19 protein-coding genes and 1 pseudogene are annotated in these 25,047 nt (G+C 61.5%); 9 read left to right on the top strand and 11 right to left on the bottom strand.

The genetic code is table 11. The annotated features are described in order from the left end of the window. Window positions 1-3: 3 nt before the first annotated feature. The 4 genes from soxX to AC0L3U_RS06815 are packed head-to-tail and all read right to left on the bottom strand — an operon-like array spanning window position 4 to window position 4,421. Window positions 4-456: a sulfur oxidation c-type cytochrome SoxX gene (gene soxX / locus AC0L3U_RS06830; protein ID WP_473361159.1), complete on the bottom strand. Its 453-nt coding sequence runs from the start codon at window positions 454-456 to the stop codon at window positions 4-6. Further along, a complete protein-coding gene (locus AC0L3U_RS06825; protein ID WP_473361158.1) occupies window positions 449-1,720 on the bottom strand; it encodes an FCSD flavin-binding domain-containing protein in 1,272 nt (423 codons plus the stop codon). The genes soxX and AC0L3U_RS06825 overlap by 8 nt, the downstream gene beginning before the upstream one ends. A gap of 53 nt (window positions 1,721-1,773) precedes the next feature. Further along, a complete protein-coding gene (locus AC0L3U_RS06820; RefSeq protein ID WP_473361157.1) occupies window positions 1,774-3,960 on the bottom strand; it encodes a xanthine dehydrogenase family protein molybdopterin-binding subunit in 2,187 nt (728 codons plus the stop codon). 11 nt (window positions 3,961-3,971) lie between these two features. Beyond that, a complete protein-coding gene (locus AC0L3U_RS06815; protein WP_007594050.1) occupies window positions 3,972-4,421 on the bottom strand; it encodes a (2Fe-2S)-binding protein in 450 nt (149 codons plus the stop codon). A 259-nt stretch (window positions 4,422-4,680) separates the two neighbouring features. Here AC0L3U_RS06815 and AC0L3U_RS06810 point away from each other — a divergent pair, with 259 nt between their 5' ends. Beyond that, the gene (locus tag AC0L3U_RS06810) at window positions 4,681-6,300 is read left to right on the top strand and encodes a B12-binding domain-containing radical SAM protein (protein WP_473361156.1); all 1,620 of its coding nucleotides are present in this window, start codon (window positions 4,681-4,683) and stop codon (window positions 6,298-6,300) included. Window positions 6,301-6,304: 4 nt separating this feature from the next. Here the strand turns inward: AC0L3U_RS06810 and AC0L3U_RS06805 are convergent, their stop codons facing one another. After that, window positions 6,305-7,693, bottom strand: coding sequence for an MFS transporter (locus AC0L3U_RS06805; RefSeq protein ID WP_473361155.1), 1,389 nt, complete (start codon window positions 7,691-7,693; stop codon window positions 6,305-6,307). 169 nt (window positions 7,694-7,862) lie between these two features. On the opposite strand from AC0L3U_RS06805, the gene AC0L3U_RS06800 reads away from it, so the two are divergent. Next, window positions 7,863-8,924 (top strand): isocitrate/isopropylmalate dehydrogenase family protein, encoded by a 1,062-nt coding sequence (locus AC0L3U_RS06800; protein WP_473361154.1) that lies wholly within the window; start codon window positions 7,863-7,865, stop codon window positions 8,922-8,924. 237 nt (window positions 8,925-9,161) lie between these two features. After that, window positions 9,162-9,515, top strand: coding sequence for a UBP-type zinc finger domain-containing protein (locus AC0L3U_RS06795; protein WP_081747934.1), 354 nt, complete (start codon window positions 9,162-9,164; stop codon window positions 9,513-9,515). A 111-nt stretch (window positions 9,516-9,626) separates the two neighbouring features. Here the strand turns inward: AC0L3U_RS06795 and AC0L3U_RS06790 are convergent, their stop codons facing one another. The 5 genes from AC0L3U_RS06790 to AC0L3U_RS06770 all read right to left on the bottom strand — a co-directional run bounded on the left by AC0L3U_RS06790 (window position 9,627) and on the right by AC0L3U_RS06770 (window position 15,408). Beyond that, window positions 9,627-9,848, bottom strand: coding sequence for an SDR family oxidoreductase (locus AC0L3U_RS06790; RefSeq protein WP_473361153.1), 222 nt, complete (start codon window positions 9,846-9,848; stop codon window positions 9,627-9,629). A 108-nt stretch (window positions 9,849-9,956) separates the two neighbouring features. Then, window positions 9,957-11,021 (bottom strand): hypothetical protein, encoded by a 1,065-nt coding sequence (locus AC0L3U_RS06785; RefSeq protein ID WP_473361152.1) that lies wholly within the window; start codon window positions 11,019-11,021, stop codon window positions 9,957-9,959. Further along, window positions 11,018-13,075: an ORC-CDC6 family AAA ATPase gene (locus AC0L3U_RS06780; protein ID WP_473361151.1), complete on the bottom strand. Its 2,058-nt coding sequence runs from the start codon at window positions 13,073-13,075 to the stop codon at window positions 11,018-11,020. Before AC0L3U_RS06780 ends, AC0L3U_RS06785 begins: the two co-directional genes overlap by 4 nt. Continuing rightward, window positions 13,072-14,403 (bottom strand): metallophosphoesterase, encoded by a 1,332-nt coding sequence (locus tag AC0L3U_RS06775; RefSeq protein ID WP_473361150.1) that lies wholly within the window; start codon window positions 14,401-14,403, stop codon window positions 13,072-13,074. Before AC0L3U_RS06775 ends, AC0L3U_RS06780 begins: the two co-directional genes overlap by 4 nt. Window positions 14,404-14,664: 261 nt before the next feature. Then, the gene (locus AC0L3U_RS06770) at window positions 14,665-15,408 is read right to left on the bottom strand and encodes an SDR family NAD(P)-dependent oxidoreductase (protein WP_473361149.1); all 744 of its coding nucleotides are present in this window, start codon (window positions 15,406-15,408) and stop codon (window positions 14,665-14,667) included. 169 nt (window positions 15,409-15,577) lie between these two features. Here AC0L3U_RS06770 and AC0L3U_RS06765 point away from each other — a divergent pair, with 169 nt between their 5' ends. From AC0L3U_RS06765 to AC0L3U_RS06745, 5 genes and pseudogenes are all read left to right on the top strand, one after another. Further along, window positions 15,578-16,348 carry a methyltransferase domain-containing protein gene (locus tag AC0L3U_RS06765; RefSeq protein ID WP_473361148.1) on the top strand — a complete coding sequence of 257 codons (771 nt, stop codon included), beginning with the start codon at window positions 15,578-15,580 and terminating at the stop codon, window positions 16,346-16,348. A 184-nt stretch (window positions 16,349-16,532) separates the two neighbouring features. After that, window positions 16,533-17,534, top strand: a complete 1,002-nt coding sequence (locus AC0L3U_RS06760) for a DctP family TRAP transporter solute-binding subunit (RefSeq protein ID WP_473361147.1) — start codon at window positions 16,533-16,535, stop codon at window positions 17,532-17,534. 67 nt (window positions 17,535-17,601) lie between these two features. Next, window positions 17,602-18,165 (top strand): annotated as a pseudogene (locus AC0L3U_RS06755) (TRAP transporter small permease); the annotation flags it as partial. 216 nt (window positions 18,166-18,381) lie between these two features. Further along, on the top strand, window positions 18,382-19,662 hold the full coding sequence (locus AC0L3U_RS06750; protein WP_456769682.1) for a TRAP transporter large permease: 1,281 nt from the start codon (window positions 18,382-18,384) through the stop codon (window positions 19,660-19,662). Between the two features lie 124 nt (window positions 19,663-19,786). Next, window positions 19,787-21,718, top strand: coding sequence for an alkyl/aryl-sulfatase (locus AC0L3U_RS06745; protein WP_473361146.1), 1,932 nt, complete (start codon window positions 19,787-19,789; stop codon window positions 21,716-21,718). A 185-nt stretch (window positions 21,719-21,903) separates the two neighbouring features. Here the strand turns inward: AC0L3U_RS06745 and AC0L3U_RS06740 are convergent, their stop codons facing one another. Further along, complete coding sequence (locus AC0L3U_RS06740; RefSeq protein WP_473288993.1) at window positions 21,904-22,974, bottom strand: glycosyltransferase family 4 protein; 1,071 nt, start codon at window positions 22,972-22,974, stop codon at window positions 21,904-21,906. Window positions 22,975-23,251: 277 nt separating this feature from the next. On the opposite strand from AC0L3U_RS06740, the gene AC0L3U_RS06735 reads away from it, so the two are divergent. Beyond that, the gene (locus AC0L3U_RS06735; protein WP_473288992.1) at window positions 23,252-25,015 is read left to right on the top strand and encodes an ABC transporter ATP-binding protein; all 1,764 of its coding nucleotides are present in this window, start codon (window positions 23,252-23,254) and stop codon (window positions 25,013-25,015) included. The last annotated feature ends 32 nt before the right edge of the window (window positions 25,016-25,047 follow it).

Genomic DNA, 25,047 nt, shown 5'->3' with positions numbered 1-25,047 from the left:
GTCCTAGTCCCGAAGCGTTGCGAGAAAAGCCACGATGTCCTCGATCTCGGTGGCGGACAAGATCGGTTTGCCGGCGAAATTTCGCCCGACCCGCACGAGGTGATCGGTGCGATAATAGGACGGCATGATGGTCTCCGGGTTGAAGCGCGCCGCATCGACCAGTCGAAGCCGCAACTGGCTCACCGTCCAGCGGTTCCCCGCACCCGAGAGGTCAGGCGCGAGGTCGCCCTGAAACCGGGTCTCCGGGAAGGGGCCGGAATGGCACAGGATGCAGGTGGTGGTGCGCGCAAGCACAAGCGCACGCCCGCGCGCGGCATCGCCGGGCGCGCCGATGAGCGACTCCGCAATGCCGTCGCCGGCGACGTTGTAGGGCAGAAGTTCCTCGGCTCCCACATGGCAGGCGAAGGCGCAACTGGCGGCGATCAGCGCTGCGATATGGACCAATGCTCTAGCCAAAGGTGTCCGCCGTGATGGTTTGAAACCAGCGCTCGGCTTCAGCCGCCTCGCGGGTGCGCAATTCGCTCGGCGCATCGACCGGGCTGGTCGCTCCGCCCTCGACCTCGGCGAAGATGTCGCCCTTGGGCTGGTAATGGCCCGCGAGTGAAAAGCCGTAGCCGGGTGCGACAATGTTGTAGCAGACGCCGGTCAGTCGCGGCGTTTCTGGTGCGCGGCCGGCAAGGAGGTTCACGATCGCGGCAGCGCAGGCCTTGCCCTGCGCGCTTGCCGCGGAGGCCGATTTGGGAATGCCCCCGCCGAGGCAGGCATCGCCGATGACGTGGATGTTTTGGACAAGCTTCGACTCGAAGGTGACGGGATCGATCGGGCACCAGCCGGTGGCATCCGTAGCGCCCGCGACCTCGGCGATGCGTCCGGCACGCTGCGGCGGGATGACGTTGGCGACGTCAGGGATATAATTGCCGAACTCGGTAACGATGGTCCTGGTCGCGGGATCGACCGAGGTCACGCGGCCGCCTTGCGACAGCCCGATGCGTTCGATCATGTCGCCGTAAAGCTCCTTCCAAGCCTTCTCGAACAGTCGCTGCTGGGAGAAATTGTCCTTGGCGTCGAGGACCAGCACTTTCGAGCGCGGCTTCTTGGTTTTCAGGTAATGCGCAATCAGGCTGGCGCGCTCGTAAGGAGCTGGCGGACAGCGCGAGGGATTGGCGGGGATCGCAATGGCGACAGTGCCGCCGTCCGGCATGGCCTCCAGCTGCCGACGCAGCAACAGCGTCTGCGCACCGGCCTTCCAGGCGTGCGGCAGCTTTTCTGATGTGGCATGGTCGTAGCCGGGCAGAGCCTCGAAATGGAAGTCGATGCCGGGAGAGAGGACGAGACGATCATAGGGCAGCGCAACGCCATCGGCGGTCACGACGCTGCGCAGCTGCGGCTCGATTGTGGTTACGGCTTGGTTGATCACCGTCACGCCTTTGGCACCGAGCCTGTCATAGCCAAATTGCTGAGCTTCGATGTCGCGCAGGCCGGCAATCACCTCGTTGCTAAAGGGGCAGGAGGTGAAGACCGCATTGGGTTCGATCAGGATGACTTGCAAGTTTGCCTGCGCGCGCTTCAGCGCGCGGGCGCACGCCGCACCGCCAAAACCGCCGCCGACCACGACGACGCGGCCCGCCGATTGCGCGCGCAGGATCGAAGGAACGGCGAATGATGTAGCCGCGGCGGCGATGCCGAGGACGGCATCCCGCCGTGTTACCGACGCATTCATGGGCTTGTCCGGAAAGTGTGCCGCGGCGAGCGTTACGGCCGCCGCGGCGTTTCTCAGGCGAAGGTGATGTTCTGATCGCGTAGCGGCACCGAGCGGATGCGTTTGCCCGTCGCCGCGAAGTACGCATTGAGCACCGCCGGCGCCGCGACGCCGATGGTTGGCTCGCCGACGCCGCCCCAGAACCCGCCGCTCGGCACCATCACTGATTCGACCTTCGGCATCTCGTTGATGCGCATCGAATTGTAGGTGTCGAAGTTGGTCTGCTCGATCTTGCCGTCCTTGACGGTGCAGCCGCCGTAGAACAAGGCGCTAAGGCCATAGACGAAGGAGCCGGCGATCTGCCGCTCCACCTGCGCCGGATTGACGACGTAGCCGGGATCGGTGGAGGCGACGATGCGATGCACCTTGATCTTGTTGCCGTCGGTCACCGAGATTTCGGCGGCGCCGGCGACATAGCTGCCGTAGCCCATGACCTGCGCGATGCCGCGATAGATGCCCTGCGGCGCCGGGGTGGTCCAGCCGATCTTCTCGGCCACGGCGTTGAGCACCGCCAGATGCTTGGGGTGATTGCCCATCAGCTTGCGGCGGAATTCGAGCGGGTCCTGGCCTGCGGCCTGGGCCAGCTCGTCCATGAAGCATTCCATGTAGATCGCGTTGTGATTGACGTTGACGCCGCGCCAGAAGCCGGGCGGAACGTGCGGGTTGCGCATCGCATGCTCGACCAGGAGGTTTGGCACGGAGTAACCGAACGCGGCTTCGCCGGTCTGGGCGACGCCCTGGAATGCGGCCGGATCCATGCCGTTCTGCAGCGCTTCGGGACGGAGCGAGAACAGGATCGATTGCCCGGACAGGCGGTAGTGCAGCGCCACCAGATTGTTGTCGGCATCGAACGCGCCGGTCATCTTGCACTGGGTGATCGGGTGATATCTGCCGTGCGCCATGTCCTCTTCGCGCGACCACAACAGCTTGATCGGTGTGCCCGGCATCTCCTTGGCGATCAGGACGGCCTGGCGGACATAGTCGGTCTGGCCGCGCCGGCCGAAGCCGCCGCCGGGCATCACCTTGTGCACGTCGCACTTCTCCGCCGGAAGGCCCGACGCTTCCAACGTGGCCGCGAAGGCCGCCTCGCCATTCTGCGTGCCGCACCAGACCTCGCATTTGTCCGCCGTGTAGAGCGCCGTGGCGTTCATCGGCTCCATGGTGGCGTGGTTCTGGTAGGGATAGCTGTAGACGGCCTCGACCTTCTTGGCGGCACCGGCAATCGCCGCCTTCGCGTCGCCGTTCTTGTTGCCGACATAGGCCGGCTGCCCGTTGTCGAGGCCCTCGGTCAGCCATGTCGCGATCGACTCGCTGGAGACCTTGGCGTTGTCGCCCTCGTCCCAGACGATCGGCAGCGCATCCAGCGCGGTCTTGGCGAGCCACCAGGTGTCGGCAACGACCGCGACCGCGGTATCGCCGACCTTGACGACCTTCTTGACGCCCTTCATGCCGGTGATCTTGGCTTCGTCACAGCTCTTCAGCTTGCCGCCGAACACCGGGCAATCCTTGATCGCGGCGTTCAGCATGCCCGGCAGCTTGACGTCGATGCCGTAGATCATGGTGCCGGTGGTCTTCTCGGCGGTGTCCAGCCGCTTCACGCCCTTGCCGATCAGCTTCCAGTCCTTGGGGTCCTTCAGCTTGACGTCGGCCGGTGGCGTCAACTTGGCCGCGGCCTCGGCGACCTTGCCGTAGGTCGTGGTCTTGCCGGACGGCGTGTGGGTGATGACGCTGTTGGCGGCCGTGCATTCGGACGCCGGCACTTTCCACGCCTCGGCGGCGGCCTGGATCAGCATCACGCGTGCGGTAGCACCGCCCTTGCGGACATAGTCTTGCGAAGAGCGGATGCCGCGGCTGCCGCCGGTCGAGAAATCGCCCCAGACGCGCTTGCGGGCGACGCTCTGGCCCGGTGTCGGATATTCGGTCGAGACCTTCGACCAGTCGCATTCGAGTTCCTCGGCGACGAGCTGGGCAAGGCCGGTGAGCGAGCCCTGGCCCATTTCCGAGCGGGCGATGCGGATGACGACGGTGTCGTCGGGCCTGACCACGACCCAGGCGCCGATCTCGGGGGAGCCGTCGGCCGCGCGGACCATTGCGGGGCCGCCGAAGGGGATATCGAGGCCGATTGCGAGACCTGCGCCGACCGCGGCGGTGCCGATGACGAAGGCACGGCGGTTCATCTTGGGAGAGACATGCTTGTTCATGTGGCGGCTCCTTACGCGCTTGCGATCGTGTGGATCGCTTCGCGCACCTGCTGGAAGGTGCCGCAGCGGCAGATATTGGTGATGGCCTCGTCGATGTCGGCGTCGGTCGGCTTCGGCTTCTCGCTCAGCAGCGCCGCCACCGCCATGATCATGCCGCTCTGGCAATAGCCGCATTGCGGCACGTCCTGGGCAATCCAGGCTTCCTGCACCTTGTGCAGTGCATTGCCGGAGGCGAGCCCTTCGATGGTCGTGATCTTCTTGCCTGCGGCCTCGCCGACTGAAACGCCGCAGGAGCGGGTGGCGACGCCGTCGATGTGAACGGTGCAGGCGCCGCATTGTGCAATGCCGCAGCCATATTTCGTACCGGTCAGGCCGGCATTCTCGCGGATCGCCCACAGCAGGGGCGTATCCGGCTCGACGTCGAGCGTGAAGGTTTTTCCGTTGATTGTTAGGTTTGCCATCGCAGTCCCCTGATTGGCCCAATCCACCGATTGGACTCAGCGGCGCAATGTGTCCGGCAAATTGGAAACGTTCAAATCAACAGTCCGAGGGGTAGCCGCCGGAGATTCCCTCCCTGGACGCCCGCGGCACGGCCTGGGGCGCCGTCCTCCGGCTTCCGCGCCGTCGCGCCCCTGGAACCGAGAGCGACAGTTTGTCCCTTTTGCCGGGGTGCAAGTCGACAATGCTCTGCTACAGTGGAATCAGCCAAAAAGAGGTTCCATGAACGTACCGCAGCCTTGCAAAGTCCTGATGCTCTATCCGCTGTTCTCGGCAGAGTCCTTCTGGAGCTTTGGCGAATCCTGCAAAGTGTTGGGCGTGAAGCGCCCCGCGGCCCCTTTGGGGCTGATCACCGTTGCCGCGATGTTGCCCGAGCACTGGACGGTCCGGCTGATCGATTGCAACACGGAAGCCTTCAGCGACGAGGATCTTTCCTGGGCCGATGTGGTCTTCACCGGCGGTATGATGCCGCAGCAGGCCGACACGCTGCGCCTGATCGAAATTTGCCGTGCCGCGGGCAAGCCGGTGGTCGTCGGCGGTCCCGATCCCACCTCGAGCCCCCATATCTATGAGAGGGCCGACTTCCAGGTGCTCGGCGAGGCCGAAAGCGTTCTCCACGAATTCGTCGCCGCCTGGGACAGTGGCGCACGCTCCGGCGTCTTCATCGCGCCGAAATTCCAGGCCGATGTCACCAAGACGCCGGTGCCGCGCTTCGACCTGCTGAAGTTCGAGGACTACCTTTATCTCGGTGTGCAGTATTCCCGCGGCTGCCCGTTCACCTGCGAGTTCTGCGACATCATCGAGCTCTATGGCCGGGTGCCGCGAACCAAGACGAACGAGCAGATGTTGGTCGAGCTCGACAGGCTCTACGCCATGGGCTACCGCGGCCATCTCGACTTCGTCGACGACAATTTCATCGGCAACAAGAAGTCGCTGCGGCTGTTCCTGCCCCAGCTCGCCGAATGGCAGCGTGCCCACGGCTATCCGTTCGAATTGTCGACTGAGGCCTCGGTCAATCTGGCCGACGATCCCGAGCTATTGAACCTGATGGGCCAAGCGAATTTCTTCGCCATCTTCGTCGGTATCGAAAGTCCGGATCCGGCGACGCTGGTCGCCATGCGGAAGAAGCAGAACACGCGGCGCAACATCGCCGAGAGCATCCACAAGATCTACGCCGCGGGCATGCTCGTCACCGCGGGTTTCATCGTCGGCTTCGACAATGAGAAGCTCTCGATGGCGGATGCCATGATCGACTTCATCGAGGAGGCGGCGATCCCGGTCAGCATGGTCGGCCTGCTCTATGCCTTGCCGAACACCCAGCTGACACGCCGCCTCGAGCGCGAAGGCCGGCTGCATCCGGGCCATGATTTGGCGCCGACCATCGGCGCGGATCAGTGCACCGCCGGGATCAACTTCGATCCGGTGCGCCCGTTGCGCGACATCCTGACGGACTACAAGCGCGTGCTGGAGCACATCTACAGTCCGGCGGCCTATGCAAGGCGTATCGATCGTCTGATGACGCTGCTCGACCGCTCGCGCCAGCGCCAGGAGCTCGCGGAAGGCGATATCCGCGCCCGGATCGGCGCGATGGAAACGGTGCACAAGGTGGTCACAGCCCTTCCCGAGGCGCGCGGGCCGCTGTGGCAGACCTTCATGAACTGCGCCAAGCGCGACACCACATCGGCGCGGATCGCCGTGCAGATGATCGCGGCCTATGCGCATCTCGGGCCGTTCTCGCGCAAGGTCATCGCTGCCATCGATGAGCGCCTCGCCGCACTCGACGAGGAGACAGTCATTCCGGCCGCGACTGTCGAGGTGACGGCGGCCCGACATCTGGCCTGACGGTCTACTTCACCGCCAGCCGCAAAAAGCTCATCACGCTGCCGAGTGCCGCGAACCCGGCGCCGAGTGCCAACGCCACGACTGCGCCGTCGTGACCGGCCAGCGAGAAGCAGGCTGCGGCGAGCGCCGCCCCCGTCGTCTGCCCGGTCAGGCGCGCGGTTGCGACGATGCCTGAGGCGCTGCCGCTGCGATGCGGCGGCGCGCTCGACATCACCGCCTTCATGTTCGGCGCCTGGAAGAAGCCAAACCCCATGCCGCAGATCACCATCCGCCAGATGATGTCGGGGATCGCAGGATTGGTCGGCAGCATCGCCAGCAGCGCCATGCCGAGCCCGAGCAGCACGAGGCCGATGCCGCCGAGCAATCCGACCGCGTGCCGGTCGGAGAGGCGTCCCGCGATCGGCGCCATGATGCCGACCACCAGCGGCCACGGCGTCATGAAGAAACCGGTCTCGACCTGCGAGCGCCCCAGCACGTCCTCGAAATAGAACGGCAGCGAGACGAAGGCGAGGCCCTGCACCGCAAAGGAACACACCGCGGTCGCCGCCGACAGCGCGAACATCGGCCGGCTGAACAGGTCGATCGGCAGCATCGGCGCCGGATGATCGGCATGGCGGCGCGTCAGGATGAAGCCGAGTGCAAGGGCCGTGACCAGCTCGATGCCCACGACCATCGGTGAGAGTTTATGCGCGGCACTGCCGATTCCCGTGATGAACAACCCGAGACAGGCCGACGCGAGGGCCGCGCCGATAAAATCGAAGCCGTGATCGGCGCGCGGCGTCTTCGGCAGCATCGCAAATCCGATGCCGATCGCGACCAGGCCGAACGGGATGTTGACGGCGAACAGCCATGGCCACGGGCCGACCGCGAGGATGGCGGAGGCGATCGAGGGACCGAAGGTGAAGGCGGTCGCGACCACCAGCGCGTTGTGGCCGAAGCCGCGGCCGAGCATCCTTCCGGGATAGACGAAGCGCACCAGCGCCGTGTTGACGCTCATGATGCCGCTCGCACCCAGCCCTTGCAGCGTGCGCGCAACGAGCAGGCTCTCAAGCGACCAGGCCACCGCGCAGAACAGCGAGGCGATGGTGAACAGGATCAGGCCGCCGAGATAGATGCGCTGGTGCCCGACGATCTCGCCGAGCGCGCCGAGCGGCAGCAGCGTCGCCACCAGCGCGATCTGGTAGACGTTGACCACCCAGACCGATTGCTCCGGGCTGACATGCAGGTCGCCGGCAATGGCGGGGAGCGCGATGTTGGCGATCGCGGTGTCGAGCGAGGCCATCGCCAGCGCGGTGAAGATCGCGGCAATGGCCCAGCGCCGCTGTGCGGCCGGAAGGCCATCGGAAATTGTGTGGTCGGGCTTGCGCGCGCCGGCGGGTAACGTGATTGTCATTGCGTTAGCGCGTTGCTCCGGCCGCCGGCTCCAGGGGCCTTGGCATGTACTACGGCGCGGCCGCGTTCCACAGGCATATGCTTGCATGCAGTGTATGCGCGAAGGCTGGGCGATGAACCTGCGCGCCGGCGTATGATCGCGCGAACTGCTGCAATTTCAGGGGAGCGCCATGCACATCGTCGTTTTGCCCGGTGACGGCATCGGGCCCGAGATCACGACCGCGACATCAGGCGTGCTGCGCGCGGCCTCCGAGCGTTTCCAGCTCAATCTGCGCCTGGAGGAGCACGCAGTCGGCCATGCGAGCCTCAAACAATTTGGCACGACCGTGCGCCCCGAGCTGCTCGACATCGTCCGCGCCGCCGACGGCCTGATCCTCGGCCCGACCGCGACTTTCGATTTCAAGGACGAGGCCCATGGCGAGATCAACCCGTCGCGGCACTTTCGCAAGAACCTCGATCTCTACGCCAATGTCAGGCCGGCACGCACCTATACGGGGCTGTCCGGCCGGGTCGGCGATTTCGACCTCGTCGTGGTGCGCGAGAACACGGAGGGGTTTTACGCCGACCGCAACATGGAGCAGGGCAATGGCGAGATGCTGGTCACGCCTGACGTCGTCATCTCGCTGCGCCGGATCACGCGCCTGTGCTGTGAGCGCATCGCGCATGCGGCGTGCCGGCTGGCGATGAAGCGGCGCAAGCATCTCACCATCGTGCACAAGGCCAATGTGCTCAAGCTCGGCGACGGCATGTTCCTCGACATCTGCCGCGAGGCGGCGAAGGCCTATACCGGCCTTGGGGTCGACGACATCCTCGTCGACGCCATGATGGCGCATGTGGTGCGCAACCCCGACCGCTTCGACGTCATCGTCGCCACCAACATGTTTGGCGACATCCTGTCCGATCTCACCGCCGAGCTCTCCGGCAGCCTCGGCCTCGGCGGCTCGCTCAATGTCGGCGACGGCTTCGCCATGGCGCAGGCCGCGCATGGCTCGGCGCCTGACATCGCCGGACAGGACGTTGCTAATCCGGTCTCGCTGATCCTGTCGACGGCGTTGCTGCTGGCCTGGCATGGCGAGAAGTCCGGCGCAGTGCGCTACGAGGAAGCCGCACGTGCGATCGAGGCGGCGGTAGCGAAGGCGATCGGCGAGGGCAGGGCGACGCGCGACGTCGGCGGCAAGCTCGGCACGATCGCGGCAGGGGCGGCGATTGCGGAGATCTTGCAGGCTGGGTGAGTGGTCATGCGGGTCTTGCGTGTTTTTTTGAAGGGCTCAAAACAAAAAACGCGAAAACAACCCCATGCACAGTAGAAGGCCCCTTGATTAATAAGGGATTTCCGAACCGCGCAGCGACGACATTCGCCGCGGCCATGACGTTGACGCGTCGGGCAAAACACTGGCAAAATGCGATCGTGGCGGAGATCGCGACGTGAATGCATCGGTGGTGGCTGCGGGATTTCAGTGAGCTGACCTATGAAGTCTGAGAGGGGTGGCATCAATCTCGCGGCCAAACCAAGCGGAACGGGGTGCGTGGAATGCTCGGCTGCGGGCGGGTGGTGGTTTCACCTTCGCAGATGTGTCGAATGCGGTCACATCGGCTGCTGTGATGCGTCACCAAATCAGCACGCAACGAAACACAGCGCGGCGACAGGTCATCCGATCATCACGAGCTTCGAGCCGGGCGAACGATGGTTTTACGACTATCGCACGGGAGAGGCTTTCGCCGGCCCGAAGCTTCAAGGTCCTCACGCGCATCCGTTGGATCAGCCGGTGCCCGGACCGGACGGCGCGGTGCCTCCAGACTGGCAAACGCTGCTGCATGAGTAAGGCGGTAGGCCGTAGGACGGGTAGAGCACTTGCGAAACCCATCAGGTTTCACGTCGTATGCTGTCGATGGGTTTCGCTGCGCTCTACCCATCCTACGAAGTCCAATCGGTTCTAGAACTGATACCTCCGCAGTCCCCCATCCACCGGGATCACCGTACCGGTGATGTAGTGCGCCACCGGTGAGGCCAAAAACACCGCAAGTGCGGCCAGATCTTCCGCTCGCCCCAATAACGGACCGGAATCTTTTCCCCGGCAAAGCGCTCGCGATAGTCCGGTGGGTAGTTCCGGCGGATCTGCGGATCTGTCCTGTGCGTTACCGCCGCTGAAACACATGCTTCGCCGCCGGTCGCTTAGCGGATGCGCGGCTGCTAGAGTTGCAGAGATATCGAGATTGGACCCAAGCGAAAATGACTCTTGCGAATATTGGTCTCCGACCACCTGCTAGGCTAAAGCCTCGAGCACGTAGTCATCCGATCCGAGAGGACGTCCCAACCCCTTCAGGAAGACAACACGGGGATTGGTCAGGTCAACACACCGCAGCAGGCAGTAGATGTCTCTTGGTTCCACATTTCGTTGGCGATATTCTTGAGGGACGCGTCCGACAAGGCGCACATTTCTATGCTTAAGCGACAGCAGACAGCTGGCTACCGTGTGGAGCTTGGGCCCACAACAAAAGATTTCCCAGGAATCGCAATTGCCGGATGACCTTACGAAGCCTTCCATAACAGCAAGACAATCCAGGACGGACGTGGCTGATATTTGCGCTACATCATTCGAAGCTAGTTGGTGGCGAAAGGACAGACCCGCAATTTGCTGTTCGACGGCCCGGACGATGGCTGGATCGCCAGTATCAAGGGACGCAATCAGGAAATGTCGATCGAAACCTGACTCATTCTCGAAATAGTGACTTAGTAGCCTTTCATCCGCGCCTAGACCGGCAATACAGGCTCTCCCAACCGATGCGCCACTATCTCCGATTGAGTGCGGTACCGTCAGGAACTCTCGTACTCCCTGATCGTGGTCATCCTTATCACTTTTGCCCGGTAAATTGTCTTTTCCAGGCAGGTAGCCAAAGTATATCTCCGGGACGAGCTTTGACTTAGTCAATTCCATGCTGATCCATTGAATCAAGAGTTTTGGCATGCTCGATACGTCGATGAAGACGCTGTTGATTTTTCCTACTACAGCCTGATGTTGCAGCATCTCTATGACTCTCGACATGCATCGTTTCATGTCGTAGTGAGAGCCGAGCTTAAGGGGCAACCAAGACCTCCCGTGCCGCGCTAAATGCACGCCAGGATTTTCGGTGATTCCCTGATCATCAAATTCTAGGACCACACTTTGCTTTGCGTGCACGAGATTGTCTTGTGCAAACTTTACACAGCGTGTCTCCCAGCCGGCAACGAATATTGCTAAGTCGCAGTGAATGGTCCTCAAGTGTGGACCGGCATATTCTTCTAGCAAGTAGCCGTGATAAGAATTCCTACGCACGGAGGGTTTGGTCATAGTTCGATCTCGCCCTGTACCGCAGTTCCCTCGGCCGTAGTCAGAGCTCGCTGCGCCCAGGTTTCTGTATCCATGTTGGTGTCCAGCAATAGCGCGGCAAATCTCGTTTCATCCAGAGAAACTGTCGCATAGGGCCCTCGGGGGGACAGACCTAGAACTGGATAGAGCCTTCGGTGCAATTGAAACTCAAAGAGTCCAGGCTTGGTCTTGCCGCCCTCCGTAGTCTCTGGAGCAGAAACGAGCCGAATGAATCCGTCTCTTTGTAAGACTCTAAGAGCTTCACGAGTCGTCAATTCAGACCGACGGATGGATAAGACGCGATCCATTCGTTCTCCATCTATCGCAAACCTTCCGCGTTCTCCTTTTGAGATCATTTTGTAACCATCGGATGGCTTCTGCAAAAGCTCAAGCAGCTTACCTAGCCCCGAGACGACTTGAACAATTTCGAACGAAGATCGCACCGTAAACTTCCGCAAAATATCCCATTTGCTTTCTGACGCGCGATAGATAGCTGTCCGCTGTCGATCGACCGGGATCGGCCGTCCTGGCGTGACAAAGTACGCCAGATGTCGAATCTTCGGCTCCTTCGACTCAGGCCATTGATCATCGATATCTGCAATCGCCTCATCATAGATTGCTCCCATAATGTCGAGGTAGTCACGAATGCAACCAGTTGCGAGCCCGCACACCACGTCCTTGCCTGCATACGGGATTGATCGAGATCCAATTTCATTTTGAACGCAATAGATGAGAGCTGCAAAATTCTTTCGATCTATCAGCTTGGCAAATGAATCTTGCCTTGTTTCAGCGCTTAGCGAGAAAGGATCAGTACCCATGAGGGACATGACCACATGCTCAATGAACGGAGTTTGGTCGTCCTCGATTGAAAATTTCCGCCATTTGCGCCTTGCGATTACTTCGCGAAGTTTTTCTTTCGTCTTTTCAACCTCGGCCGTCCAACCCTTTACGTGCGACGAGATGGAGTTTCTTGCGATAAGGCGAACCAGTTCGTTTGGGGTGAAGGTGCCCAACGTTTCGTCTAGGGAAAATGCCTTAAGCGGACGTCGGGGCGGTCCCGCAGCATTGTCGTAATAATGATTCAAGCGGAGTTGAGTTACTCGTTCGCAGAAAGAGATAAAGTCTCCGCGTGACTCATCGTCGAGGCTTATGGCGTCAAAGTCCGCGTTGCTCAGAACGGTATTTGGAAGCTGAGTGCTGTTGCGATTGTACTGGCCGGCAATGAACGAGATAACGAACTTGATGCGTCCTTCAAATTGTTTAACCACGGTATTGAGTAGTGTTTGTTGATCTTCGGTCAGGCTTTCACAGTCATCGATCAGGACAATCAGCTTGATGGCAGTGTGCTTGCTAATCAGAGAGCCTTTTAGTCCCTCGACGAGGTTCACCATCCACCCGAGCAACTCGCCCGGAGCAAACCTGTTCACCTGCTCAATGAGCTTTGGAATGGAATCTTCGGTGGGGAGCGCCGAGAAATGCCCCCGTGATCGAGCAAGGAAGGATCGCAATTCATAAATGTCAGAAATCGGCGGCGATTGTTCAATGCGCGCTGAAACCTCGGCGCATACAAATTGCTCCATCTTAGAGCTTAAGAAGAGTTCTTTGCGGTCCATAATTCGCACAAGATCGTCTATAAGTGCAAGAACGATCGTTGTTTCAAGGTAGTTTTGGAATGTCCGTAGGGGCACTCTTGATCGATCTATTAGTTTTCGCGTTTCTGACTGGTCTAGGAAGCGAACTATCGCGTCCGAGGCGGTGGCGTTAATCGATTGAAGTGTTCGGTTGAACTGAAGATACACGCCGAACCAATCATAAGTTGAGCGACCGTATTGTGTCCTTAGTGAAGCATTGGTCTTTATCTCTGCCGTCCTGAGCGAACGCAAGAGTGTCGTCTTCCCGCTGCCCCGAGAGCCCGATACGAACACCGTTTTCATTGTGCGCGAAAGCCTGCGGGCTTCACTGGAGAGCCAGAAGACCGGATCTTGGTCGTACTCAATCTTGGTTGGAAAAAACGGATTTTGAGGCAGTAGCTTCATCGCTTAATCTCGATGCGCCAAGTCGCAAGGGAGTCGCTGAAATTGCGAATTTGGATCATTCCGCTACAATACAGTGCCAGAAGTATCGGCTCGATGGCATCAGGTTGTATTCCTGCTGACGTGGCGTGTTCACTGAGTTCCTCTAAGTTGAAGATCTCGCCTTGGCGCTTGCTGACTTCGTTCTCCATGTAAGACCAAAATCGATTGGTGTCTTTCTTTAGAAGCTCAGCTGGTGAATTCAGAAGCGGAATAAGGATTGGATGCGATGTCTCGCCGAGTTCAATCATTCCATCCTTGCCGATCCGGTATTGAGTAATCTTGAGCGCGAAAGGCTGACGATCTTCAGTGAAGAAGATCGCTATCTTGTTGAAGCCTTTCCAGATGGGCGGCGCGGAGATAGAAATGATACGAGCGTCGAGACAGGTTGGTTGACTAATTATCTCGATGGGATCGTCATGAATGTGGCCGTGGAGGTATATGATGTTGGCGTTCGTTTGCAGAAAGAGGCGTCTCGCATACCCAGCATTCAACACTTCGCCAAAGTAGCTAATGCGTGGAATATATTGAGGTAGGAGGTTGTGGTGTGAGACGATGAGGGTCGTTTTTCTTTCGCGGCCAACGCGGGCCGCGATCTCCTCTAGATCGATTGCTCGAAAATAGGGCGTATCGATCTGTTCGTAAACTTGAGTGGCTAGATCGGGAGAGTTATCGATCAACAATCCTTTGTCGCCGAACGGTTCGTGCCCCGATAGCTCAAGAGGAGGGCCAGTTGGACTCAAGAGAGAATCTTGGAGGCCTTTCGGATAGAGCGCCTTCGACCATGAGCCGATGCTGGAGTTCAACATGATGGTGGGTAGCTTGATTTTGCTAAGGCCCAAAACGTCGTAGCTGACAAAACTTCGGACAGGCGGATCCTTCCAGTTGGACCTCTTGAAGGCTTCCTGCAGGGCACCAAATTTTCCCATATCCCCGAAACGAATTGCATCTTCGCGGCTAACGTCGTGATTGCCGGGAACGCCATAGACTGGGATGCGCCGATCGGCCAACGATTCATTAATGATGCCGTCTAGGATTAATACTGCATCTGCGATGACGTCAGTGGCGCCCCGGCTTGTGAAGTCGCCCATTGTAAATACCGCATCGATCGATCCGTCGCGGCAGATTGATCGCAAAGCTCCCAAGACCGATGTAAGAGGTTTAGTTGCAAGGCTTGAGATAATGGTAGGAGAGAAGGTCGAGAGCTTAACATCGACTTCTGTGGTCTGACTTTCCCAGTCAGGAAGATGAATATCCCCGATTTGTAATAATGTGATTTTGCTAAGTGGCATCGATCTACTAAAGGTTGTTACGGCAGCTTAGATACTTGTCGGTGTCGGTCAAGCAATCAATGGCAGCCGAGGTGATGCGGCGAAAATTGCAATGCTATCTTAGGGAGTGCCTAATACCAACATGCATCAGAGGTTTTGCGCCGAAGGTATAAGTCTGCGATGCAGCGCATCATCTGCCTATGCGGGTTCAAGACCTAGCTAGCGGGCGAGCTAGGCGGGGAGGTATCATCCTAGTGGGGGCGGGGTCGGGAAATCCTCCTGCTAGAACTGATACCTCCGCAGTCCCCCATCCACCGGGATCACCGTGCCCGTGATGTACCGCGCTACGGGTGACGCCAGGAACACCGCCAACGCCGCAAGGTCTTCCGGCTCGCCCCAATAGCCGACCGGGATCTCTTCCTGCGCGAACCGCTCGCGATAATCAGGCGCGTAGTTGCGGCGGATCTGTTCGCTCATGATGCGGCCGGGCGGGATGCAGTTGATGGTGATGCCGTGCTCGCCGATCTCGCGCGACAGGCCCTTGGCCCAGGCGTGCACGGCGGCCTTGGCGGCGAACGCGGCGTTGAGGCCCTCCGGCTCGGACTTGCCGGTGATGTTGACGATGCGGCCCCATTTGCGCTCGATCATCTGCGGCAGCAGCGCATGCGCGATGCGGCGGTAGCTGGTGAAATTCAGCGCGATCGCCTCGTCCCATTGGCTGTCGGGCGCATCGACGGGGAGGGGGCGGCTGCCGCCGGCATTGTTGATGAGGATGTCGACATGGCCGAGCTCGCTCACGGCGAAGGCCGAAATCCTCTCCGCCGCGTCGTTGGCCATGACGTCCTGCTCGAATGGCGTGATCAGACCGGAGCCGACTTCGCTCACCAGCTCGGCGAGCAGGTCGGTGCGCCGTGCCACGCCGACGACGCGCACGCCTTCCGCAGCCAGGCCCTTGGCGATGGCACGGCCGATGCCGACGCTCGCTCCGGTGACGACGGCGGTTTTCGATTTGAGCCCGAGATCCATGGTGACGCGCCCTCTTGTTTGCTTTTCTGCTTGTCGCTGTTCGCTTGGCTGTTCGTTTTTCTGTTCGTTTCCTGCCCTGGCCCCGTCGGCCTGATTTGCCCGACCGGGACGAGCAGTGGTAACCAAGAGCCGCGTTGAAGGAAACACGAAAAAGAAAAGGCGCCGAGCGATGGTCTGGGATCCGCAGCAATATCTGAAATTCTCCGGCCACCGGCTCCGGCCCGCCGTCGATCTCTTGATGCGGATTCCGGATGCTGGTCCGCGTGCGGTTGCCGATCTTGGCGCCGGTGCCGGCAACGTCACCAAGCTGATCAAGGAGCGTTGGCCGGACGCGACGGTGACCGGTGTCGAGGGTTCGGCCGAGATGGTCGCCGCCGGCCGCAAGGCGGCGCCGGACGTGGAATGGTCACACGAGGACCTCGGTCACTGGCGCCCGACGAAGCAATATGACGTCGTCTACTCCAATGCCGCGCTGCACTGGCTGCCCAATCATGGGGCCCTGTTTCCGTCGCTCATGGAGAAGGTGACGCTCGGCGGAATGCTCGCGGTGCAGATGCCGCGCAACTTTCTGGCGCCCTCGCATGTGCTGATCGGCGAGACCGCGCTGAACGGTCCCTGGCGGTCCAAGGTCGAGCATCTCGTCACGCCGCCGCCGGTCGAAGCGCCGGCCTATTATCACGGTCTTCTTGCTCCAATGTCGTCCAATATCGATATCTGGGAGACCGAATATCTGCAGGTGCTGGAAGGCGAGAATCCCGTGAAGGAGTGGACCAAGGGGACCTGGCTGACGCGCTATCTCGACATCTTGCAGGGCGACGAGAAGGCCGCGTTCGAAGCCGCCTATGGGACGCGTGTGGCGAAAGCCTATCCGAGGAACGCCGCGGGACAGACGCTGTTTCCGTTCCGGCGTCTGTTCATGGTCGCCCAGCGCAACGGCTGATCGCACTGCCGCAATGCGACATAAGCGCTCGCTTCGGGAACGGCAGCAGGAGCCGGGTTGCGCAAGATAGCTTGGCTGCGGCAAATTGGGCTTAGGTCTAGTTGTTCGGGTGGCGGATTGCTGTCAGTACTGAAATCGGAAAACAAAAAAGACCCGGTTTTAGAGGTTGTTGGGAGGTTCGTTCATGCGCAAGCTGCTTCTTGCGGTCGCCGCCGCAGCTGTTCTCGTGGGTCCCGCCGTTGTCGAGGCCCAGAGCCCGATCGTGATCAAATTCAGCCACGTCGTTGCCAACGACACTCCCAAGGGCAAGGGCGCCCTGAAGTTCAAGGAACTTGCGGAGAAGTACACCGACGGCAAGGTCAAGGTCGAAATCTACCCGAACTCCACGCTGTACAAGGACAAGGAGGAGATCGAGGCGCTGCAGCTCGGCTCCGTGCAGATGCTAGCGCCCTCGACCGCGAAGTTCGCACCGCTCGGTATCAAGGAGTTCGAGGCGCTCGACCTGCCCTGGCTGTTCAAGGATGACCAGACCTATTCCAACGCGATGAAGGGCACGATCGGCAAGTGGCTATTCGAGAGGCTCGAGACCAAGGGCATCACCGGGCTCGCCTATTGGGACAACGGCTTCCACATGCTCTCCGCCAACCGTGCCCTGATGAAGCCGGCCGATTTCCAGGGGCTCAAATTCCGCATCTCCGGATCGAAGGTCGCGGACCAATATCTCCGGATCATGGGCTCGATCCCGCAGATCATGGCGTTTTCCGAAGTCTACCAGGCTTTGCAGACGGGCGTGGTCGACGGCTGCGAGAACACCGCGTCCAACTACCTGACGCAGAAGTTCTACGAGGTGCAGAAGGACATCACCGTGTCCTATCACGCGCACCTGCAATATGCCGTCATCGTCAATTCGAAATTCTGGTCCGGCCTGCCGCCCGATGTCCGCGCCCAGCTCGAGAAGGCGATGAACGAGGCGACCGACTACACCAACTCGATCGCGCGCCAGGAAAACGAGGATGCGCTGGCCGAGATCAAGAAGACGGGCAAGACCACGCTGCATTATCTGACTGACGCCGATCGCAAGGCGTGGCAAGAAGCGATGCAGCCGACCTACAAATGGGCGAAGGGGCGGGTCGGGCAGGAGGTGCTCGATCTCGTCGCCAAGGAGCTCGACGTCAAGATGAACTGACGCGAGCGCGCTTTGAGAACAACCATGAACGGTCGGGGGTGATCGCACTCCCGGCCGTTGCTCTTGAATGATGAGCCAAGCTGAGGGGACCAAGTTGCTGCGTGCATTGAATCGTGTGCTCAATCATCTCGAGGAATGGCTGATCGCGACGATGATCGCGGCCGCGACATCGCTCATCTTCGTTGCCGTGCTGCACCGGTATGGCGCCGGGCTGTCGATCGACATCGCCAAATGGGCGGAGGCGCGCAACCTGGCCTTCCTGGCCGTCCCCATGCGAGCCGCGTTCGTCTGGCTTGCCGCTCTCGACCTGTCCTGGGCGCAGGAACTCTGCATCTACATGTTCATCTGGATGGCGAAGTTCGGTGCGGCCTACGGGGTGCGCACCGGCATTCATGTCGGCGTCGACGTCCTGGTCAATATCCTTCCCGGCGGATCGCGTCGCCGCGTCATCACGTTCGGCCTGATGTGCGGTGCCCTTTTCACCGCGATCGTGTGCTATTTCGGGGCCGCGTTCGTCGGCCAGATGTGGCAGACCGGCCAGCAATCCAACGATCTGGAAGCGCCGATGTGGCTGGTGTATCTCACCATCCCGCTCGGCTCCGGGCTGATGTGCTTCCGCTTCCTGCAGGTCGCCTGGTCGTTCTATCGCACCGGCGAGTTGCCGCATCACGACATGGCCGGCGTCGAGGGTGTCGAAATAGACCCGGTCCATCCGGCCCCGGTCACCCGCAGTCAGGTCGTCCGCGACGAACGCAGCCCGCTCGGCTGGGTCCTGATGTTGTTGCCGATCCTGATCGTCGCCGTGTGCTTCGCCCATTCCGCGCACGTGATCACGCTGCCGCAGGGCATGCGTGTTGCCGTGGTTTTCGGCCTCCTGCTGTCATTGATGCTCACGGGCATGCCGATCTCGATCGCGCTCGGCCTGACCGTGCTCAGCTTCATGTTCACGCTGACCGACGTGCGAACGGAATCGGTGGCGCTGAAGCTGTTTACCGGCATCGAGAGCTTCGAGATCATGGCGATCCCGTTCTTCATCCTTGCCGGCAACTTCCTGACCCATGGCGGCGTGGCGCGCCGGATGATCACGTTCGCGACTTCGCTGGTCGGCCATTGGTACGGCGGCCTTGCGCTCTCGGGCGTGGTCGCCTGCGCGCTGTTCGCCGCGATTTCCGGCTCGTCGCCCGCCACCGTGGTGGCGATCGGATCAGTGATCCTGCCCGCGATGATCGCGCAGGGATTTCCGAAGAGGTTCGGGGCGGGCGTGATCACGACCTCGGGCTCGCTCGGAATTCTCATTCCACCCTCGATTCCGATGGTGCTTTTTGCCGTCTCCACCAACACCTCCGTCGGCAAGCTGTTCATCGCCGGCATCGTGCCGGGAATGGTGCTCGCCATGCTGCTCGGCGCCACGACGTTCTATCGGGCCTGGCGTAACGACTATCCGAGGATGCCGAAAGCAACCCTCTCCGAGCGCTTCGATGCGTTCCGCAAGTCGATCTGGGGTATCCTGCTGATCGTGATCGTGATCGGCGGCATCTATAGCGGCCTGTTCACACCGACCGAAGCTGCGGCCGTCAGCGCGGTGTACGCCTTCATCGTCGCCGTGTTCATCTACAAGGATCTGAAGCTGCGAGACGTGCCGCGGGTGTTGCTGTCGTCGGCAAATCTTTCGGCGATGCTGCTCTACATCATCACCAACGCCGTCTTGTTCTCGTTCCTGATGACTTACGAGAACGTGCCGCAAGCGCTCGCGCAATGGATGATCGACCAGGGCCTCGGCTGGATCGGCTTCCTCCTCGTCGTCAATCTTCTGCTGCTGCTGGCGGGCAACGTGATGGAGCCGTCCTCGATCATCCTGATCATGGCGCCGATCCTGTTTCCGGTTGCGATCAAGCTCGGCATCGATCCGATCCATTTCGGCATCCTGATGACGGTGAACATGGAGGTCGGGCTGTGTCATCCGCCGGTCGGCCTCAATCTCTACGTGGCCTCGGGCATCGCCAAGATGGGCATCACCGAGCTCACGGTGGCGGTGTGGCCATGGCTGCTGACCATGCTGGCGTTCCTGGTGGTCGTGACCTATTGGCCGGGTCTGTCGCTGTGGCTGCCGAGATTGCTGGGCATGTAGCCCGCGAACACGCTGCTTCTCTCCACCTGTCGGCGCGGGACTACGCATTGCTGCGTCCTCCCGCCATGGCAATCGGCCGCCAGATGCGGTTAGATGCCGCGCGACAGGCGGGGAGGAGATCGAGATGACGGACACGTCCAGCAACGAGCCGAAGGGCGCAACACCGTCCGTCATCGCGCAGCAAACGGCGATGCTGAATGCGTTGCCGTTCTCCGACACCCGGGATTTCGACGACGCCGCGCGCGGCTTCCTCGGCACGATCGAGAACGCGGCGATCACCAGTCCGCAAGGGCGGACGGTCTGGAGCCTCGAGCCTTACGGCTTTCTCGCCGCCGAGCGGGCGCCGCCCACGGTCAATCCGAGCCTGTGGCGACAGTCGCGGCTCAACATGCAGCACGGCCTGTTCGAGGTCGTGCCCGGAATCTACCAGGTGCGCGGGCTCGACATCGCCAACATGACGCTGATCGAAGGCGACAGCGGCGTCATCGTCGTCGACACCCTGACCTCGATCGAGGGCGCGCGCGCCGCGCTCGATCTCTACTACAAGCACCGTGGCCAGCGACCGGTCGCGGCCGTGATCTTCACCCACACCCACACCGACCATTGGGGCGGCGCGCGCGGCGTGCTGGAGGAGGATGCGCTCGCGACCGGCCGCGTGCCGATCATCGCGCCGAACTTGTTCATGGAGCATGCTGTCTCCGAGAACATCATCGCGGGACCTGCGATGCTGCGCCGGGCGCAGTACCAGTTCGGGCCGCTCCTCGCCAAGGGCGCGCGCGGGCAGGTCGATTGCGGGCTCGGCAAGTCGATGGCAGCAGGTTCAGTGGCGCTGCTGCGGCCGACCGATTTGATCATGGCGACCGGCGACCGGCGCGTGATCGACGGCGTCGCGTTCGAATTCCAGATGGCGCCGAACAGCGAAGCGCCGGCGGAGATGCATTTCTTCATCCCGCGCTACAAGCTTTTGAACCTCGCCGAGAATTGCACCCACAATTTCCACAATCTGCTGCCGTTCCGTGGCGCCGACGTGCGCGACGCGCTAGCCTGGTCGAAATATCTGGGCGAGGCCCTGCAGCTCTGGGACGGCAAGGCGGAGGCGATGTGCGGCCAGCATCACTGGCCGGTGTGGGGACGCGAACGCATCGGCACGATGATCCGGCAGCAGCGCGACCTCTATAAGTTCGCGCATGACCAGACCATTCGCCTGATGAACCACGGCCTCACCGCGGCCGAGATCGCCGAGACGATCCAGCTGCCCAAGAGCCTCGAGGGCGCCTGGCACGGCCGCGGCTATTACGGCCACATCCGGCACAATGTGAAGGCGATCTATCAAAAGTATCTGGGCTGGTACGACGCCAATCCGGTCAATCTCGATCCGCTGCCGCCGGTCGAGTCGGGCAAGAAGTATGTCGAGTACATGGGTGGCGCCGGCGCCATCCTCGCGCGGGCGCGTGCCGATTTCGACAGGGGCGAATTCCGCTTCCTGGCGCAGGCGCTCGGCCATCTCGTCTTTGCCGAGCCGGACAATCAGGCTGCACGTGCGTTGCTGGCGGATACGCTGGAGCAGCTCGGCTACGCCGCTGAAAGCGCGACCTGGCGCAATGCCTATCTGTTCGGCGCGCAGGAATTGCGCCAGGGCATGCCGAAGGTGCCGGCACGCCCGCCGATGCCGCGCGAGACGCTGGCAGCGCTGCGCACCTCACAGCTCTGGGACGTGCTCGGCATCCGCCTCAACGGACCAAAGGCGGAAGGAAAGCACATCGTGCTGAACTGGAGCTTTTCCGACACCGGCGAGACCTTCGTGCTCAATCTGGAGAACTGCGCGCTGACTTACACGGAGGGCATGCAGGCGGACAATGCCGATGCCAGCTTCACGCTCGCGCGGTCGACGCTCGATGAAGTGATCGCAAAACTGACCAGCTTTCCCGAGGCCGTGGCCGCCGGCAAGGTCAAGTTCGCCGGCAACCCGATGCGCCTCGCCGAACTGATGGGCCTGATGGACGAATTCCCGCGCATGTTCGAGATCGTCGAGCCGAAGCGGGCAGTGGTGAGGTAGGGCTACCGCCTTCTCCGTCATTGCGAGCGTAGCGAAGCAATCCAGAATCCCTCTGCGGCGGCAGACTGGATTGCTTCGCTGCGCTCGCAATGACGGTTGATCGAGTGGAGCGCGCCCCACCCAAATGTCGATGGCCGAGACATGCCCGGCCATGACGATCGCGATGGGATGGGCGCGTGCTCCTGCTACTCCGCGCTGCTCACCAGCTTGATCCGCGGCGCCTGTTCCTCGCCGAGGCTGCGATAGGCCGCGAGATAATCCAGCGCCATGCGCCGCGCCGTGAAGCGCGTCTCGAACTGCTTGCGGATGACGGAGCGGTCGAGTTGCGACAGGCGACCGACGACGCCGGCTGCGCTGAGGACGTCCTCGACGACGAAGCCGGTGAGGCCCTCGTCGATGATCTCCGGCACCGAGCCCCGGTTGAAGGCGACGACCGGCGTTCCGCAGGCCATGGCTTCGATCATCACCAGGCCAAACGGCTCCGGCCAGTCGATCGGCAACAAGAGGCCGAGCGCGCCGCTCAAGAAGTCCGACTTCTCGTGATCGCTGATCTCGCCGATGAATTCCACCAGCGGATTGTTCTCGATCATCGGTCGGATCAGCTCGTCATAATAATCCTGGTCGGCACGATCGACTTTGGCGGCGATCTTGAGCGGAATGCCGCAATGCGTCGCGATCTTGATGGCGCGGTCGACGCCCTTTTCCGGCGCGATGCGGCCGAGCACGGCGAGATATTCCTGTTTCGCCGGCTTCGGCGTCAGCAGGTTCTCCGGCAGGCCGTGGTGGATCGTCCTCACCCAGTTCGCCTGCGGCACCGGGCGGCGCTGCGCATTCGAGATCGAGATGACGGGGACCTTCGAGAAGGTGTTGAAGACCGGTTGATGCTCCGGCAGGTCGAGCCGGCCGTGCAGCGTGGTCAGGAACGGCGTCGGCTGCCGGTAGAACAGCGACCACGGATAATAATCGAGATGGAAGTGGAGGAAGTCGAACTCCTCGTCGTCACATTTCTGCCGCACCCGCTCCAGCATCACCATGTGCAGCGCATTGGGATCGCGCACGGAACCGTCGAGGCGGAGCGCCCGCGGCCACAGCGCATCCAGCTTTGCCGAGGTTTGCGAATCGCCGCTCGCGAACAGCGTCACATCGTGCCCAAGGGCCACCAGCTCTTCCGTCAACCAATGCACCACCCGCTCGGTGCCGCCATACAGCTTGGGTGGAACAGCCTCCGTCAACGGAGCTACCTGCGCGATGCGCATCTCACCATCTCCTCTGTGCGATCATGATTGTAGAAAGCCCCCGCCTGTTCAGCACCGGCACGCCAGACAAGGGAACGTTCCCGCACTTGCGAAGTTCCTCCTTCCGAACGTTACTTATTCGACACGTCGGATGCCCGTCGCGATGCTGCCATCACATCATCGCAGAACGCCCGCATCCGCATGTCGTGATGAGTGTGCCCGGGAACCGAGGCGAAGTGTCGATGTTCAGTCGACTAACAATAAAAGTTTGAATCATCACGACGGGGTCGATAGTCACATGGATCATCTTTCTGGGTATGCGCACCGGCCGTTTGCCTTTGTTTTGCGCTATCTTCGGCGTCGGCTCGCGTCGCATCTCGTGATCCTGACGGCTGTGGTGGCGGCCGTTGCCTGCTCCGTAGGCACTCAGTATGGCGTCAAATCCCTCGTCGACAGTTTGTCGGCCGGCGCTGCGCATGGTGGGAGCGTATGGCTGGCATTCATTTTCCTCATGACGCTCATCGCCGCCGACAATTTCCTTTGGCGGATCGCGAGCTGGACGGCCAGCTTCACCTTCGTCCGTGTCACCGGTGACTTACGCCGTGACATATTTCGCCATCTGACCGGCCATGCGCCGAGCTACTTCTCCGATCGCATGCCCGGCATGCTGACGAGCCGCATCACGGCGACGTCGAACGCGGTGTTCACGGTCGAGAACATGTTCGTCTGGAATGTGCTGCCGCCGTGCATCGCAACGGTTGCGGCCATCGCGCTGATTGGAACGGTCAGTCCCTATATGGCGCTCGGCCTGATGGTGATTGCCGGCGGCATGGTGCTTGCGATGTTCCGCCTCGCCGCCGCGGGAAAACCGCTGCATGACGACTTCGCCGACAAGGCCGCCGTCGTCGACGGCGAGATGATCGACGTCATCAGCAACATGCCGCTGGTGCGCGCCTTCTGTGGCATCGGGCACGAGCATGAGCGGTTCGACGCGACTGTGAATCGGGAGCTCACCGCGCGCGGCCGCAGCCTGCGCTATCTGGAGAAGCTGCGGCTTATCCATGCCGGCGTCACTGTCGTGCTCACGATCGCCCTGATGGCTTGGGCGATCATGCTCTGGCAGGATGGCCGGGCGACCACCGGCGACGTGGTGCTGGTCTGCACCCTCGGTCTCTCCATTCTGAACGCGACGCGCGATCTCGCGGTGGCGCTGGTCGACGTCACCCAGCACGTTGCCCGGCTCACCGAGGCGATCGCCACGCTGCTGGTGCCGCATGAATTGCGCGACCACCCCGAGGCCGAGCCGCTGGTGAAGAGCGGCGCCGCGATCGCGTTCAACAATGTCACCTTCGGCTATCCCGGGGCTGAAAAGATCTTCGAGCGCTTCAGCTTGCGCCTGCAACCCGGCCAGCGCGTCGGCCTTGTCGGCCAGTCCGGCGGCGGCAAGTCGACGCTGTTCACGCTGTTGCAGCGCTTCTACGATACGGACGAGGGCAGCATCACCATCGACGGCCAGGACATTTCCAAGGTGACGCAGCAGAGCCTGCGCGAGGCGATCTCCGTCGTGCCGCAGGACATCTCGCTGTTCCACCGCTCGATTCGCGAGAACATCCGCTATGGCCGCCCGAACGCGACCGACGACGAGGTGCTGCGTGCCGCGATTGCGGCGCGCTGCGATTTCGTCGAAAGCCTGCCTGGTGGTCTCGACACCATGGTCGGCGACCGCGGCGTCAAGATGTCCGGCGGTCAGCGCCAGCGCATCGCGATTGCGCGCGCCTTCCTGAAGGACGCGCCGATCCTGCTGCTGGACGAGGCGACCGCCGCGCTCGACAGCGAATCCGAAGAGGCGATCCGCGAGGCGTTGTCGCGGCTGATGCGCGGCCGCACGGTCATTGCGATCGCGCATCGCCTCGCGACCCTGCGCAATTTCGATCGCGTGGTCGTGTTGAGGGGTGGTAAGATCATCGAGGACGGGTCGCCCGAGCGTCTGATGCAGGGCCACGGGCCCTATCGTGAGCTGGTCACGCAGGAAATGAGCCGGCTCGCCCAGGCCGCCGCGTAAACCAACAGTCGCGTTTGAGTCGGTTGCGTGTC

It is taken from the genome of Bradyrhizobium sp. Kon69 (genome assembly GCF_055807515.1).
This window is presented reverse-complemented; position numbering and strand designations above follow the sequence as displayed.